This is a genomic window from Pseudomonas sp. LBUM1670, from assembly GCF_059695695.1.
Genome location: NZ_CP166783.1, coordinates 433511 through 448804, shown reverse-complemented (window position 1 = coordinate 448804; position 15294 = coordinate 433511). Strand labels below are relative to the sequence as shown.

The following is a 15294-nucleotide window of genomic DNA, read 5'->3' as shown; positions in this document are numbered from 1 at the left end:
TTTCGCTTTTACAGCGAGTCACTTGGAAGAGCCCCAAGTAACCAAGGGCTTTTGCCCCTTTCGTTTGGTGCCTCGCCTAGGCTCGGCATGCCCTCGCTCCGGTCCTGCTCCGTGGGCCCGCCGCCATCGGCCATCCATGGCCGGGGGCGGCTAACCCGGCATCCATGCCGGGTTGCCCACTGCGCAGAACCTCCACTCGGCCTCTCGAGGGGGCGTGTACCGCAAAAGCAAAGCGAGGCGGCCTCTGGGCCGACCTGGGCATCAAGCGGGCGCGCTTCGCTGATTTGGTCGGCTACATAATCTGAATTTGCTATGAGTACCTGTGGGAGCGGGCTTGCTCGCGAAGAGGCCGTGTCAGTCGACCATCAATTTAGAATGCCAGTCCGCCTTCGCGAGCAAGCCCGCTCCCACATTGGATATCTGTTGGGCATGAGATTGGTGTTTACCGTCCACCGCCGATGACATGACGGACTAGACATCGGGTCGGCTATCAGGCCGCCTCGCCTTGGCTTTTGATTTGGCTCTTGAGGTACACGCCCCCTCGAGAGGGCGAGCGCAGGTTCTGCGCAGTGGGCAACCCGGCATGGATGCCGGGTTAGCCGCGCACGGCCATGGATGGCCGATCGCGGCGGGCCCACGGAGCAGAACCGGAGCGAGGGCATGCCGAGCCCTAGCGAGGCACCGAACGAAAGGGGCAGAGCCTTTTGCTTACTTTTCGGCGTTTGGAAAAGTGAGTCGCTGTAAGAGCGAAACCGCCAGCAGCCGTTACCGCAGAAACGGATATGTACGCCAGCCAACCCCAAACCTGCCAACCACAACTACCTGAGCACCACCCGAGCCTCAAGCACCCCATCACGCTTTTCCAGCGTCAGCGATTGCACCGCAGCCCCATCACGCTCGGCACGATCCAGCCATTGCAACAGCGTCTTCGCATCACCGCTGAGGGTCAAACGCAACAGATCGTTGTCAGCCTCCATCTGATGCAATTCGAGCCCCGCCGCGGCGGCGCTTTCGCTGATACGCAACGACAAGGGCTGATCAGTGACCACCGCAACGGTGCTTCGAGGTTGCGCCCGCAGCAGCTGCGCAGCCAGAGCCAGTTGCTGTTGATGCCGACGCTCGACGGCTTCCAGACGCTGACGGCCCGGTTGCCAGATCAGGCTGAACGCTGCGACAACCAGTAAAAACACACCCACGGCCAGCAACAGTCGCTGTTCGCGAATGGACAGGCGTTGCCAGACGGCTTTCATGTGTTGTCCTCCACGACCAATGTCGCCTGCACGCGATTGCGCTCTTTGCTCGCACTGTCGAGCCTGACCGGCACACCTTGCTGCCGTCCGCGCTCACGCAGTTGCTCAAGCTCGGCAAAACTGTTGACGGTCATCTGGACTTTCCAGCCGTCGCCCGCACGAAATTCGATACGCCGGACGTCGACATGACTCGCGCCGATGACCTGCTCAACCAGATCCACCAAACCGGCAATACGTGTTTTCTCCGGTTCAGCGGTCTGGCTTTGCAGCACCTTGAGCTGCGTCGCCAGGTCTACGATGCGGCTCTGGTCAGGGTAAAGCGCCTTGAACCGCTGCTCGTTCTGGCTGTAGAGCCGACGGGTTTCCCCCTCGATAAAATGGATTCGCGTGGCGCTGGCGCCCCAGGTCAGCAGCAACAGCATCAGTAACGCCAATCCACCGAAATGCCACGGCAGACGTTTACCGCGCGGGGCGAACGCGCCTTGCAGCAGGTTGATGGCCTGGGAGTGGCGAAGGGTCAGGCACTGGTCGACATCGACCGCGTCGTGACGCTCGTCGATCCACCGGATATCCGGGGGCAAGGCCGGTCTCAGCGAGGTCAGCCCGTCATCCGATACCGCCACGCGGGCCGGCATCCCGCCGCCGAGCAACCACCGATCGAACCACCGCACGACGACCGTCTGAGCCCCGGGCAACACATCGGCATCGACAAAGACAGAACGGACGCCAACGCCCGACTCGGCCAGCAGCGCGAGCACAGCGGCAAATCGCTCTCGACCGATCACCATCACCGGGTAGCGCCCTTCCCGGTCGCGAGCGCCAATGCCCAGGTGCAGTTTCTCCAGCGCGTCACTCAGTTGATCTTCTACGGCAAACGCGATGGCTTGTGCGCCGGGCTGGCGCCTGGAAGGCCACGGGTCGCTACGGACCCAACTGCACAATTCCATGGGCAACAGCAGATCGACCGTTTGCCCGTTCAGTGCCTGCGCCGCTTGATTCAATGGCATGAGCTGGCGTTGGCCGGTCGAAGACCACAGGCAACACGGCCAGTCGGTCGACGGTTCGGCCAGGCCCTCGGCGGTCAGGTAAAGCCAGGTGTTCATCGCAGCATCTCATGGGTACTCGAAGGAAGAAGACGTCGTTGCAGGATCTTGAATTGGTGCGTGTCGGGGTCTCGCTCGACATCCGTGGCCAGCCGTAAACGGCTTTGCCCTTGAATGACCTGCACCGTGATCCGGAACCAGCGGCTGCCGGTGCCCAGCCCATGGCTGCTCAGGCCTGCGCCGGAGAGCAGCGGGTCTTGAGTAAAGGCCTGAACGCTCGCCCATGCAGTCGCCGACCGCTGACGGACCAACGCGTCGGCTGTCGTCGCCTCCACGCCATCGAGCGTCCGCAATACCAGCGTCGGTGCGGTGTTGATGTTCAAAGCGGCGTCTGCGGGAAGTAACGCGACCCAGGGTTCCAGTTGACGCAATAGTTGACCGTCGACACCCGGAAGCAGGCGCAGCTGGCTCAGTTCTTTCAATGCGCCGACCTGACTCAGTTGCAGCGGCGCAAGATCGAGCAATTCGAGCAAGCGTCCCCAACGATTAAGGGTGACCTGATCTATCTGACCCTGGGACAACAATGCATTGAGATTGAACCGCCCGGCGAGGTCTTCGATATCGACGCGCAGCTGCGCGTCCTCGATGTCGAACTCGGGCGTCATCCGCGCCCAGTCCTGAGTCAGGTCGACCGTTTTTTGCGAAGCCCGCGCAGCGTCCTGTAGCTGCAAAAGCGCCCAGGTTTCCCCGGCACCCGCGAGTTGCCGCAACTGAACGTGATGCACCGCTTGCCCGCTGCTTTGCAACGACAGCCGATGACTGCGCAGCATGCCGCTGGTGATCAACAACGCCAGACTCATGACCAGCAACACACTGATCAGCGCAATGCCCCGTTGACACCCGTTCATGGCAAGGCGCCCGGCAACAGCAGCACCCGACGGATCGCCTCGAAACGGCCCACCGACACTTGCAGTTCCACTGCCATCGGTGCCCTCACATCCTTTCCAGTCGGCCACTCGTTGCGCCATCCGGTTTGTCGATCGAACAAGCGCCAGCTCAAGTCCCGAACATCGTCGAGGAGTTTTTGCCGCTGCATGATGGGCGTGCCTTCACCCTGGCTTTCACGCCACAGCACACCGTTGTCGAGTCGGTACGTCAGTGTCTGTCGCTCGCTGCGGGGCTGGTCAAGAGGATTGCGCCAGTGGCTGCGCTGCAACTGCAGCACCGTTTGCTGGAGCACGACAGGCTGTTCGGTGACCTGCATCAAGTCCCGCTCAATCACCGCCACCGCCCGTTGCAGGCGTCGAAACTCACGTTCGTGGGCCGCCGTACTCTGCTGCGCGCGCACGACGCCATCGAACAAGCCCCAACTGGCCAGGCCGAGCAACGCGAAGATCGCCATGGCGATCACCAGCTCCAGCAAGGTGAAACCGGTTTGCCTATTCATGACGATCGGGTATCCAGCCACTGGCGCGGTGCAGGGTTTGCTCGCGACCGGAAAGGCTGACGTCAACGTCGACCTTGAGCAGTCGCGGGTCAGTCGATGCGCTGATGTGCTGGCGCAGCAGCCAGTCGCGGCGATCCATGTGCACCACGCGTTGCTGTTGGCCGAGGGTCAACCCGGGTTGCAGGCGCAGTTCATTCAAATGGTTATCGGCCAACCAGCCGGCGAAGAGTCGTTCCTCGACCGCGCCGGTCTGCTTCAACACGTATTGGCTCGCCGACAGCACGGCCGCCGCCAGCGTCGAGAAGACCGCCAGGGCCACCATGATTTCCAGCAGAGTGAACCCACGCATGCGCGCCCGCGACAGGCCCTTAACCATCAATCACTGCCTCACCCAGACCATCGCTCGAAAGGCTCAGGAGCGTGCTGTCCCGGGTCGCGAACGTCAGCGTGAAGGCGCTGGTCTCATCGCTGCTGAGCATCAGCAATTGCGGCGGTCCTTCATCGGCTCCCAGCATCAGGGCATGCCCATCCTGCTCAAGGTGCAGCCGCAAGGTTTCAGGCCACGTGTAAAACGCAGCCACCGGCTCCCAGCCTTGGGCTCCGAGCCGCATCGCGCGGTAACCGCCGTCACTGAGCCGCAGGCCGTATTCCTCGCCATCCAGCACCGCCCGCTCACGCAGCTGTTGAATCATGCCTGCCATCCCGTGCGCTTCGTGCCGCGCCTGACGCAGCGGATTCGGCCCGACGACAAAACTCACCATGCCCAGCAGCACGCCGATAACCACGATGACGATCATCAACTCGAGCAAGGTAAACCCGCGGCAACGCTGGCGCATGAATCAGTCGCCCCAGTTGCCGATGTCGGCCGCATGCCCTTCGCCGCCCACCACGCCATCGGAGCCCAGGGAGTACAAGTCGTAGCTGCCGTCGATCGATTGCACACCGGGATTGAGAAACTGATAGGGCGTGCCCCACGGATCGACCGGCAGGCTTTTCAGGTAACCCTGAGGGTTCCAGTTTCTCGCCGCCGGCATGCCCGAAGGTCGTTTGCTCAAGGCTTCCAGCCCTTGCTGCGTCGAGGGGTATTGGAAGTTATCGAGGCGGTACATTTCGAGGGCGGTGGCGACGGCCTGGATGTCGATTTTGGCGGCGGTGACCTTGGCCTGGTCGGGCCGGCTCATGAACTGCGGCACCACGATGGCCCCCAGCACGCCGATGATCACGACCACCACCATGATTTCGATCAGGGTAAAACCGCGTTGCGCACGGGGCGAGTTGCTGCGTAGAGGTTGCATCGGTCAGTTCACCAATTGGTTAAGGCTGAGAATCGGTAGAAGAATGGCCATGACGATCAGCAGCACGACGCCGCCCATCAGCACCAGCATGGCCGGTTCGAAGAGGCTCACGACCAGCGCGATCCGCGCCGCCAGGCTGTTTTCCTGTTGCTCGGCGGCCCGGACCAGCATGTGATCGAGTTCGCCGGCGCGTTCGCCGCTGGCGATCATGTGCAGCATCATCGGCGGGATGTCGCCGCTGAGCTCCAGGCCCCGGGTCAGGGTTCCGCCTTCGTGTACGGAGCGGGCGACATCGACCATGCGCGCGCGAATGGTCAGGTTGCCGATGACGGCGGCGGCAATTTCCAGCGCATCCACCAGTGGCACGGCACTTTTGCCGAGGATCGCCAGGGTGCTGGCAAACCGTGCGGCTTCCATCGCCCGCAATACCTCGCCCGCTATCGGCAGCTTCAACGCCAGGCGATGCCAGCGCAGGCGCCAGAGGGGCTGGCGCAAACTCCAGCGGCAAAGACCGATCAACGTCGCCAGCACGCCTATCAATGGCAGGAAATGCTTGCGCAGACCGTCGCTCAAACCGATCAGCACCTGAGTCAGCCAAGGCAGCGGCTGGCCGCTGTCGACGAAGATTTTCACCACGTCCGGCACCACGTAACCGAGCAGGAAACCAACGATCGCCACGCTGGCCAGCATCAGGATCAACGGGTACACCAAAGCCATCTGGATTTTCTGCCGCGAGGCCTGACGCGCCTGGGTGTACGCCGCCAGTTGCTCCAGCACATGACCCAAGTGCCCGGAGCGCTCCCCGGCGGCGACGGTGGCGCGAAACAGTTCAGGGAATGCTTTGGGAAACAGACCCAACGCGGTTGAAAGGGCATGACCTTCCATCACCCGGCTGCGGACCGCCGACAACAGGCCGGCGACCTTGCGCCTGGCACTCTGTTTGGTCACCGCTTCCAGCGCTTCTTCCAGGGGCAGACCGGCCTGAACGAGCGTGGATAACTGCAGCGTCAACAGCGCCAGTTCAGCCGCGCCCAGACGCCCGCTGCGGGGTTGCGCGCCCGCGGCGCCCCCGGTGCTGACCTCACTCAATTCACGCGGCCACAAACCGCGCTCGCGCATCAGCTGTCGGGCATGGCGCGGGCTATCGGCTTCCAGTCGGCCCTTGCAGCGTCGGCCTTGGGCATCGTCAGCGTGGTAGTCGAATGTCGGCACTCGCTAGTCCTCCTGGGTCACGCGCAGTAACTCGTCAAGGCTGGTCACCCCGTCGAGCACCCGTTGCCGACCGTCCTGAAACAGGCTGCGGGAGACCTTGCGCGTCTCATCGATCAACGCCTGCTCGCTGGCGCCCTGATGAATCAGTGCCGACACGGCCGGCGTGACGCTGATCAATTCGTAAATCCCGATACGCCCGCGATAACCGTGCTGGCACTGCTCACACCCCACGGCGCTGAACAGCTGCGGTGGCGCCGCTGCATCGAGCCCGAGACGCTGACACACGGCTGCGTCGGCGCGGTACGACGACTTGCAATGCGGGCACAGCGTGCGCAGTAAACGTTGAGCCAGAATGCCCACTAGCGACGACGCCAGCAGGTAGGCATCGACGCCCATGTCCACCAGCCGCGTTACCGCGCCCACCGCGCTGTTGGTGTGCAACGTCGAGAGCACCAGGTGCCCCGTGAGCGAGGCCTGAACGGCGATTTCAGCGGTCTCGCGATCGCGGATTTCGCCGACCATCACCACGTCCGGATCCTGACGCAAAATTGCCCGCAAGCCTCGGGCAAAGGTCATGTCCACTTTCGGATTGACCGGCATCTGCCCCACACCCGGCAGGTGATATTCGATGGGGTCTTCGACCGTGAGAATGTTCCGCGTCTGATCGTTCAGGCTGCTCAGCGCAGCGTACAGACTGGTGGTCTTGCCGGAGCCGGTGGGACCGGTTACCAGCAGAATGCCGTGAGGTTTTCCGAGCAACTGGCGCAACGCGGCGAGGGTATCGGCTGGCATACCGAGTCGCTGCAACTCCAGGCGCCCGGCCTGTTTGTCGAGCAACCGCAGCACGACCCGTTCGCCGTGCGCCGACGGCAACGTCGAGACCCGCACATCAACCTCGTGTCCGGCCAGTCGCAGGGCCATTCGACCGTCCTGGGGGATACGTTTTTCAGCGATGTCCAGACGCGCCATGACCTTGATCCGCGACACCAGCAGCGTCGCCAATTCACGTCGGGGCCTGAGCATTTCGCGCAATTGCCCGTCGACCCGCATGCGCACCGACAGCGAGTGCTCGAAGGTTTCAAGGTGCACGTCCGAGGCATGCTCGCGCACGGCTTCGCTGAGCAGTGCGTTAATGAGCCGGATGATCGGCGCGTCGCCCTGCTGCTCCAGCAAATCGGCGGTTTGCGGGACTTGATCGACCAGGCTGAGCAGGTCCAGTTCGTCGTCCAGCCCTTGGGCCACCTGCTCCGCCGCGCTCTGACCGTCGCGGAAAGCGGCGGCCAGACGCGCTGCGAACGCATCGGCATCCAGCACCCGGACCGGCAGATCCCGGCCGCACACCCGGCGTGCTTCCGACAGCGCCGTCAGCGGCGTATCGGCTCGCAGCACAAGGCTCGAATCGGTCCCCTCGCACGCCAGCAGAACGCCAAAACGCCGGGCGAAACCAAAAGGCAGCTGTTCGATTTTTTCGCTCATGGCGTAGCCGGGGTCTGCTTGCGCAAATCGAACACGGGCGCATCAGTGGCCGGGTCGAACAACTGCCGCGATTCTGCTGGCAGCAACAAGGAGTTGTTCCCGTGCGCGCCCGGCTGGCTCAACTGTCGCAGTGCGTTGTATCGCTGCTGGCTCACGTCGGCCAGATCTTCCTTGCTGCGCACGATGGTGGGTCGCAAAAACACCATCAGGTTGCTTTTGGTTTGCGTGTCCCGGGTCCAGCGAAACAGCGCGCCCAGGTAAGGAATGTCGCGCAGCAGCGGCACACCGCTTTGCTGGGTGCGGACGCTGTCGCGGATCAAACCGCCGATCACGATGATCTCGCCATCGTCGGCCAGGATGGTGCTCTTGAGTGCACGCTTGTTGGTGATCAGGTCGGAAGAGTCGATACCGGACACCGACGGTGCAATGTCCGACACTTCCTGCTCCACCTCCAGGCGCAACGTCGAACCTTCGTTGATGTACGGCTTGATCTTCAGGCTGATGCCGACGTCCTTGCGCTCGACGGTGGTAAACGGATTGTCCGCACCATTGCTGTTGGTGGCGTAGGAGCCCGTCTTGAACGGCACGTTTTGACCGACGATGATTTCCGCTTCCTGATTGTCCAGGGTCAGCAGGCTCGGTGTGGAAAGCAGATTGCTATGGGTATTGCTGGCCAATGCCGAAATCAACGCGCCGAAACGGTCACTGCCCAGTTGCAGGATTGCGCCCTCAGGGGCTGATTTTTTCTCGTCGAAGCTCAGCCCGCCAATGATCGGAATGTCAGTGCCGGGGAAGTTGATAAAGCCCTTCGCGTCGCCGCTGCTGATGCCCCACTGGACGCCTACGGCTTGCGCGATGTCTCCGGAAATTTCGACGATGGCGGCATGGATCAGCACTTGGGCCCGCGGCTGGTCCAACTGGCGCACGATGTTTTCGATAGTGCGGATTTGCGCGGGCTCGGCGATCAGCACCAACGCGTTCTGGCTTTCGTCGGCCTTGATCATGAACGTAGCGCTGGACGGGTTTTCCTTCACGCCGCCGAGGGTCGATGCCTGTTTTCGGCCCTGACCCATCGTTTCCAGAATGTCGGCCAATTGCTTGGCATCGCTGTGGCGCAAACGGATGACCCGGGCATTGTCGAGGGACGCGGTGGCAGGCGTGTCGAGGCCACGCGCCAGATCGAGCAAGCGCTGGCGAACCGCTGGCGGGCCAATGAAGATCAGGCGGTTGGTTCGGCTATCGGCCAGCACTTGAATCGCCGTATCGGCGTTGCGCTTGCCCAGTGAAGATTCAATGATCGTGGCCACATCCGCAGCCTGGGCGTGACGCAATTGCACCACGGCATGCAGGTTGTTCTGCCCCGAATCCAGCTGACGCACGACCTTGGCAATGCGACCCACATTGGCAGCCGTATCGGTGACGACCAGCGCATTGGCCGACACCGACGGGCCGACGTAACCGTTGACCGACACCAGTGGCCGGACCAACCCGGCAATATCGGAGGCGCTGCTGGTGTTCAATTCGATGACCTGAGTGACGAACTGCGACGCCGTGGCGTTTTTTGCGGTGCCTTGGCCTGCACGGGTTTTCGCTTCGGTGACCGGCGTGATCAGAATGCGGTCACCTTCGTCGATCACCGTAAAGTTATGGGCATCGAGCACCGAGTAAAACAACCGGCGAACGCCTTCGCGGTCGAGGGCCTGGCGGGACATGACGGTGATGCGCCCGGAGACTCTGGGGTCAAGCACCACCGTGGTCCCGAGAATGGTCGAGATTTCTTCAACGATGTCGCGCAACTCGGCATTGTTCATCGCCAGTTGCCATTTTTCTTCCTCGGCCTGCAGCGCCTGATGAAAGAGCGCCATCATCAAAGCGGTCAGAAAAAGAAGGGTGCGCAGGGTATGCGCGCCGATGAAGCTGTTCATGGGTGTGATCACTCTGACTGCCCGGAAAGAGGGCGTAGAAAACGCGTAGAACTGACGGGTGTCTGTGGGTGGGATGGCGAGTCGAGTTGGCGCAGGAAACTCGCGGAAGAGGTCTGCAAACTCAGCACCTCTTCTCGGCCCTTGTTCCACAACACCGCTTGATTCACCTCGACGCGACGCAGGATGCTGCCACCCGGCAACTGATCCCCCACCTGGTAAATCCGCGAGCCCTGAGCATCCGCCAACAACGCTCTGGACAACCCTGTGTCGAGGACAAAACTGGCCTGCAAGGTCAGTGGCTCGGCACTGGGCAGCAACGCGGTGTCAGTCGTCAGACCGAGTACCGTTGCGACCGCTGTGGTATCGAGGGGCGCACGGGACGGTGGCGTCGGCACGGTCGCAGCGAACGACAACGGCGAGGCAAGGCTGTTGCGAAAACCCCACTCCTGCCACGTCAAAAACGCGCCGTAACCGACGGCTATAACCAGCAGGCAGAGTGTGCTCAGGCGCCTGCTCACTCGAGGCGTTCACTTCGAACAAGGCTGCACAAAGACATTCGCCGCAGCACGCGGTGGCCGCACAGCTCATGCACAACGACCGCGCCGACATGCAGCACGACAAGCAACGAAAGGACAACACAGGCCCAAACGTGAATGATCAGGAACCGGGAGATCAGCTCAGGATCGCTCAGCGGCTGAGCTATTTCGACCACACCGAACACGTCGATCGGGCGATCCATCATCAACACGCCGGTGACCAGCACGACACTGATAACGAGATAGATCAGCGTGTGCGCGAGCAGCGCGAGTTTTTCCATGAAATCAAGGCCCATCACGCTCGTATCTCGGGCATGAGCGACATAAATAACCAAGCGCCAGACGAAAAACGGTATGAACACCGTGGTCAGCGACACATTGAGAAAAGCGACCCCTTGAGCGACCCGTGGCGACACGTCGACGCTGGCTACATAAAAACCGGAAATCAGGGTCCAAACGATGACTGCCGCCGATAACCAGTGCAGCCAAACGCGTTGGGTGGAATAACCCAAAACCGTCATTTTTCAACTCGATTTTCAAAAAGAGGATGAACCTTCAGGCGATCCATTTGCGGATCGCCTGAAGTGTTACGGCGGGCTTAAAGCTTGTTCCACGCCATGTGCCAGTGCGCACCTACGCCAGGTTCGAATCCGTTGGCGGTCGGACTGTACTGCTTGCAGTAACCGGCTTCGGCGCCCTGCTTGCATTCGAAGACTTCATTGGTCTTCGGTTGCAGCACTTTGGTGCCGGCTTTGTACTCGGTGAAGCCTTCGGGGAACACGAAGTCATAGTCGGCACCGGCACCTTCGCCGGTCATGTTGGTCGGTTGGGTGTCCTGGCGATTGGTACGACCATCCAGAGTGCTGCCGACCAGTGTCAGGGTGTGTTTGCCGGGGTTGCTGCGAACATCGATAACCAAGCTGGAAGTGCCGCTGTCCACCTGAGCCGAGGTCGAACCGACTGGCTTGTTGTTCTCATCGAACAAGGTCGCTTCGACGTTCATTTTGCGATTGGAGATCATGCTAAAATTGATCTTGGCCAGGCCTTTATCCAGAACGTATTCCGCTTGCTGGGAGGCGACCGACATGCGGGCAGCGGCGTCTTCCTTCATGTCCAGCTGTACTTCGTAACGGGTTACGCCGCTGTCTTTCTGAGCGTACAGGGTGTTGTTACCCCGGACCGGCGCGATGTTGCCGGCGTCGTCACGGATACCGGCGCGGATCAGCGTGTGTGTGCTGTTGATTTTTTCCGCCAGTTTGAGCGACCAGTCGTTTGGCGCGCCATCTTCGACTTTATCGATGGAGAGTTCGACGCTGTAGTCCGGGTTCTCGCCGGTAGCGGAGAATGCACGGGCCTTGACCTTGTCGCCGATCAGCAATTGAGCCGACGGCGCGATGCCACCCACGGAAGACCAGCCACCTGGCAACTCCGCTTCCGCAATAATGTTCACGTCGGCCGGGTTGTAAAACGCCGCTTGTGTATCTCCAACCGTCCAGATCCCCAGAATCACATGGTGGCCAGATTTTTCTGCCGGGATGGTGCAGCTGTGCTTGGCACCCGACTCAGGCTTCTGATTACCGCCATCGATGGTGCAGAACGGCGTGCTTTCGAAGGAAGCGCGTTTCAGCGACTCGTTTGGGTTCCAGCCGTTGCGAGTGATGAAATACTCATGTTTGGTCGCCGGGTGCACCGCGGTGTAATGCCATTGGAAATCAATGTTGCGATCTTTGATCTCAGTCAAATGCCAGCGAGTAGCAGACTGAGCATCCAACGCGGAAAACAACGCGTGACCGCCACTGGCGATCTTGCCGTCGACCGGGCCTAGTCCTGCACCACCGCCATTGCCGGCCGGGAAGCCCTTGAAGGTTTCACCGACGCTTTGAGGTTCATACTGAGCACCGCCACAGTTAGTGTTCAACCCTTTCTGGCAGAGCAACGCCCGCGAAGGCGGCACTTCAATATAGCCATGCGCCGAAACAGTTTGAGACGCCAACATTGCCGATAACAGGATCATTGAAGAGGAGCATGCGGTTAACGCACCTCCTTTGTAGAACGTTTTTTTCATGATTGTGTTCCAGACTACTTATCGAAAATTGAGGCGCCTGGGTGGCGCCGCTGTCCGCAATTCCGTTCGGTGTGCGGCACCGAACGAAGGTCTGAAACGTTACCGGGATGAACGAAGTTTCTATGTAGGACAAGTCGCCGGTCACATGAGGATTGGTCTCTCTCTTCACTTTTCTGACAAAGAGAGAAAACATTCTTACAAGAAGACATTCATTAAGCAGGCATAAGTTTTTAGTGACAAAAAAAAGCCTGTTCGGCGTTAACAGGACAGGCTGATTGGAACGTGAACAAGACTACTCGTGATACTGCGCTGACAACTCATGCACCGCGCGCAGGAACGCACCCGCATGTTCCGGATCGACCTCCGGGGTGATGCCATGACCGAGGTTGAACACGTGACCGCTGCCCTTGCCATAACTGGCGAGGATGCGACCGACTTCGGTGCGAATGGCTTCCGGTTTCGCGTAGAGCACGGTCGGGTCCATGTTGCCCTGCAACGCGACTTTGCTGCCGACGCGATCACGGGCGTTGCCGATGTCGCAGGTCCAGTCCAGGCCCAGTGCATCAGCGCCAGCGTCGGCGATACTTTCCAGCCACAGGCCGCCGTTCTTGGTGAACAGGATCACCGGCACTTTGCGACCTTCGTGCTCGCGTATCAGGCCGCTGACGATTTTGCGCATGTAAGCCAGGGAGAATTCCTGGTACGCCGCCGCCGAAAGATTGCCGCCCCAGGTGTCGAAGATCTGCACCGCTTGCGCGCCGGCCATGATCTGGCCATTCAGGTACGAAGTCACCGACTGCGCGAGCTTGTCCAGCAGCAGGTGCATGGCTTGCGGGTTGTCGTAGAGCATGGCCTTGGTCTTGCGGAAGTCTTTCGACGAGCCGCCTTCGACCATGTAGGTGGCCAGGGTCCACGGGCTGCCGGAGAAGCCGATCAGCGGAACGCGGCCGTTCAGTTCGCGGCGGATGGTGCTGACCGCGTCCATCACGTAGCCGAGGTCTTTGTGCGGATCAGGAATCGGCAGGGCTTCGATATCGGCCAGGGTGCTGACGACTTTCTTGAAGCGCGGACCTTCACCGGTTTCGAAGTACAGGCCCTGGCCCATGGCATCGGGGATGGTGAGGATATCGGAGAACAGGATCGCCGCGTCCAGTTGCGGATAGCGGTCGAGCGGTTGCATCGTGACTTCGCAAGCGAACGCCGGGTTCATGCACAGGCTCATGAAGTCGCCGGCCTTGGCACGGCTGGCGCGGTATTCAGGCAGGTAGCGACCGGCCTGACGCATCATCCATACCGGCGTGACGTCTACGGGTTGCTTGAGCAGGGCGCGAAGGAAACGGTCGTTCTTCAGGGCAGTCATGTCGGCATCCGGAAAAAAAGTGCGGGCATTTTCTCAGAGCGCGACGCAAAAGGCACGGCAAGAGCCGCGCCTTTTGTCTATCGGGTCAATTTGTCGCGGGGAAACGCGGTGTTTGGCAACACCGAGAAACAACTGTGGGAGCGGGCTTGCTCGCGAAGAGGGAGTGTCAGTCGACATTGATGTTGGCTGACACACCGCTTTCGCGAGCAAGCCCGCTCCCACATTTTTGATCGCATTCCAAGGGTGGGAAGTGATCAGACGCCCAGGTAATCCAGGATCCCTTCGGCGGCATTACGGCCTTCGAAGATCGCCGTCACCACCAGGTCAGAGCCTCGAACCATATCGCCACCGGCGAAGATTTTCGGGTTGCTGGTCTGATGCTTGTACTGACCCTGTTCCGGCGCCACAACGCGGCCCTGGCTGTCGGTCTGGATGCTGAACTGCTCGAACCACGGCGCCGGGCTTGGACGGAAACCGAATGCGATGACCACGGCGTCGGCCGGGATGATCTCTTCAGAACCCGGAATCGGCTCGGGGCTGCGACGGCCACGGGCGTCCGGTTCGCCGAGACGGGTCTCGACCACTTTCACGCCTTCAACCTTGTCTTCACCGACGATGGCGATCGGCTGGCGGTTGTAGAGGAATTTCACGCCTTCTTCCTTGGCGTTCTTCACCTCTTTGCGCGAGCCCGGCATGTTCGCTTCGTCACGACGATAGGCACAGGTCACCGACTTGGCGCCCTGGCGGATCGAAGTACGGTTGCAGTCCATCGCCGTGTCGCCACCGCCCAGTACCACGACCTTCTTGCCTTTCATGTCGACGAAATCTTCCGGCGACTTTTCAAAGCCCAGGTTGCGGTTAACGTTGGCGATCAGGAAGTCGAGCGCGTCATGCACGCCCGGCAAATCCTCACCGGCAAAACCGCCCTTCATGTAGGTGTAGGTGCCCATGCCCATGAACACTGCATCGTATTCTTCGAGCAGTTGCTCAACGGACACGTCCTTGCCCACTTCGGTGTTCAGGCGGAACTCGATGCCCATGCCGGTGAAGACTTCGCGACGATTGCTCAGCACGGTCTTTTCCAGTTTGAACTCGGGGATGCCGAAGGTCAGCAGACCGCCGATTTCCGGGTTCTTGTCGAACACCACCGGGGTCACGCCGCCGCGTACCAGCACGTCGGCACAACCCAGGCCGGCCGGGCCTGCGCCGATAATGGCAACACGTTTGCCGGTCGGCTTGACCTTGGACATGTCCGGACGCCAGCCCATGGCGAACGCGGTGTCGGTGATGTACTTCTCGACCGAACCGATGGTCACCGCGCCGAAACCGTCGTTGAGGGTGCAGGCACCCTCGCACAGACGATCCTGCGGGCACACCCGGCCGCAGACTTCCGGCAGGGTGTTGGTCTGGTGCGACAGTTCAGCGGCCTGAAGGATGTTGCCCTCGGCCACCAGTTTCAGCCAGTTCGGAATGAAGTTGTGCACCGGGCACTTCCATTCGCAATACGGGTTACCGCAACCCAGGCAGCGGTGGGCCTGATCGGCCGAATGCTGGGGTTTGAAGGGTTCGTAGATCTCCACGAACTCTTTCTTGCGTTGACGCAACAGTTTCTTCTTCGGATCTTTGCGCCCGACGTCGATGAACTGGAAGTCGTTATTCAGACGTTCAGCCATTGTTAAAACCTC

General features: G+C 60.9%; 15 protein-coding genes. All 15 read right to left on the bottom strand.

Annotated elements, in window-relative coordinates:
* Positions 1 to 818: 818 nt before the first annotated feature.
* Positions 819 to 1250, bottom strand: coding sequence for a type II secretion system protein M (locus tag ACA073_RS02125; RefSeq protein ID WP_497401284.1), 432 nt, complete (start codon positions 1248 to 1250; stop codon positions 819 to 821).
* Positions 1247 to 2353: a type II secretion system protein GspL gene (gene gspL / locus ACA073_RS02120; RefSeq protein WP_497401282.1), complete on the bottom strand. Its 1107-nt coding sequence runs from the start codon at positions 2351 to 2353 to the stop codon at positions 1247 to 1249. Before gspL ends, ACA073_RS02125 begins: the two co-directional genes overlap by 4 nt.
* Positions 2350 to 3201, bottom strand: a complete 852-nt coding sequence (locus ACA073_RS02115; RefSeq protein WP_497401280.1) for a type II secretion system protein GspK — start codon at positions 3199 to 3201, stop codon at positions 2350 to 2352. Before ACA073_RS02115 ends, gspL begins: the two co-directional genes overlap by 4 nt.
* Positions 3198 to 3740: a type II secretion system minor pseudopilin GspJ gene (gene gspJ / locus ACA073_RS02110; RefSeq protein ID WP_497401278.1), complete on the bottom strand. Its 543-nt coding sequence runs from the start codon at positions 3738 to 3740 to the stop codon at positions 3198 to 3200. The genes ACA073_RS02115 and gspJ overlap by 4 nt, the downstream gene beginning before the upstream one ends.
* Positions 3733 to 4116 (bottom strand): type II secretion system minor pseudopilin GspI, encoded by a 384-nt coding sequence (gspI, locus tag ACA073_RS02105; RefSeq protein ID WP_461952211.1) that lies wholly within the window; start codon positions 4114 to 4116, stop codon positions 3733 to 3735. Before gspI ends, gspJ begins: the two co-directional genes overlap by 8 nt.
* A complete protein-coding gene (gene gspH / locus ACA073_RS02100) occupies positions 4109 to 4576 on the bottom strand; it encodes a type II secretion system minor pseudopilin GspH (RefSeq protein ID WP_497401276.1) in 468 nt (155 codons plus the stop codon). The genes gspI and gspH overlap by 8 nt, the downstream gene beginning before the upstream one ends.
* Before the next feature lie 3 nt (positions 4577 to 4579).
* Positions 4580 to 5035 carry a type II secretion system major pseudopilin GspG gene (gspG, locus tag ACA073_RS02095; protein ID WP_497401274.1) on the bottom strand — a complete coding sequence of 152 codons (456 nt, stop codon included), beginning with the start codon at positions 5033 to 5035 and terminating at the stop codon, positions 4580 to 4582.
* Positions 5036 to 5038: 3 nt separating this feature from the next.
* Positions 5039 to 6247, bottom strand: coding sequence for a type II secretion system inner membrane protein GspF (gene gspF / locus ACA073_RS02090; RefSeq protein ID WP_497401272.1), 1209 nt, complete (start codon positions 6245 to 6247; stop codon positions 5039 to 5041).
* Positions 6248 to 6250: 3 nt separating this feature from the next.
* A complete protein-coding gene (gene gspE / locus ACA073_RS02085; protein ID WP_497401270.1) occupies positions 6251 to 7723 on the bottom strand; it encodes a type II secretion system ATPase GspE in 1473 nt (490 codons plus the stop codon).
* Positions 7720 to 9648, bottom strand: a complete 1929-nt coding sequence (gene gspD / locus ACA073_RS02080; protein ID WP_497401268.1) for a type II secretion system secretin GspD — start codon at positions 9646 to 9648, stop codon at positions 7720 to 7722. Before gspD ends, gspE begins: the two co-directional genes overlap by 4 nt.
* Before the next feature lie 8 nt (positions 9649 to 9656).
* The gene (locus tag ACA073_RS02075) at positions 9657 to 10166 is read right to left on the bottom strand and encodes a hypothetical protein (RefSeq protein ID WP_497401266.1); all 510 of its coding nucleotides are present in this window, start codon (positions 10164 to 10166) and stop codon (positions 9657 to 9659) included.
* Positions 10163 to 10705: a cytochrome b gene (locus tag ACA073_RS02070; RefSeq protein WP_497401264.1), complete on the bottom strand. Its 543-nt coding sequence runs from the start codon at positions 10703 to 10705 to the stop codon at positions 10163 to 10165. The genes ACA073_RS02075 and ACA073_RS02070 overlap by 4 nt, the downstream gene beginning before the upstream one ends.
* Positions 10706 to 10782: 77 nt before the next feature.
* The gene (gene gbpA, locus ACA073_RS02065; RefSeq protein WP_497401262.1) at positions 10783 to 12249 is read right to left on the bottom strand and encodes an N-acetylglucosamine-binding protein GbpA; all 1467 of its coding nucleotides are present in this window, start codon (positions 12247 to 12249) and stop codon (positions 10783 to 10785) included.
* A 292-nt stretch (positions 12250 to 12541) separates the two neighbouring features.
* Positions 12542 to 13609 (bottom strand): uroporphyrinogen decarboxylase, encoded by a 1068-nt coding sequence (gene hemE / locus ACA073_RS02060; protein WP_461952220.1) that lies wholly within the window; start codon positions 13607 to 13609, stop codon positions 12542 to 12544.
* A gap of 254 nt (positions 13610 to 13863) precedes the next feature.
* Positions 13864 to 15282, bottom strand: coding sequence for an FAD-dependent oxidoreductase (locus tag ACA073_RS02055; RefSeq protein ID WP_084323148.1), 1419 nt, complete (start codon positions 15280 to 15282; stop codon positions 13864 to 13866).
* Positions 15283 to 15294: the final 12 nt, after the last annotated feature.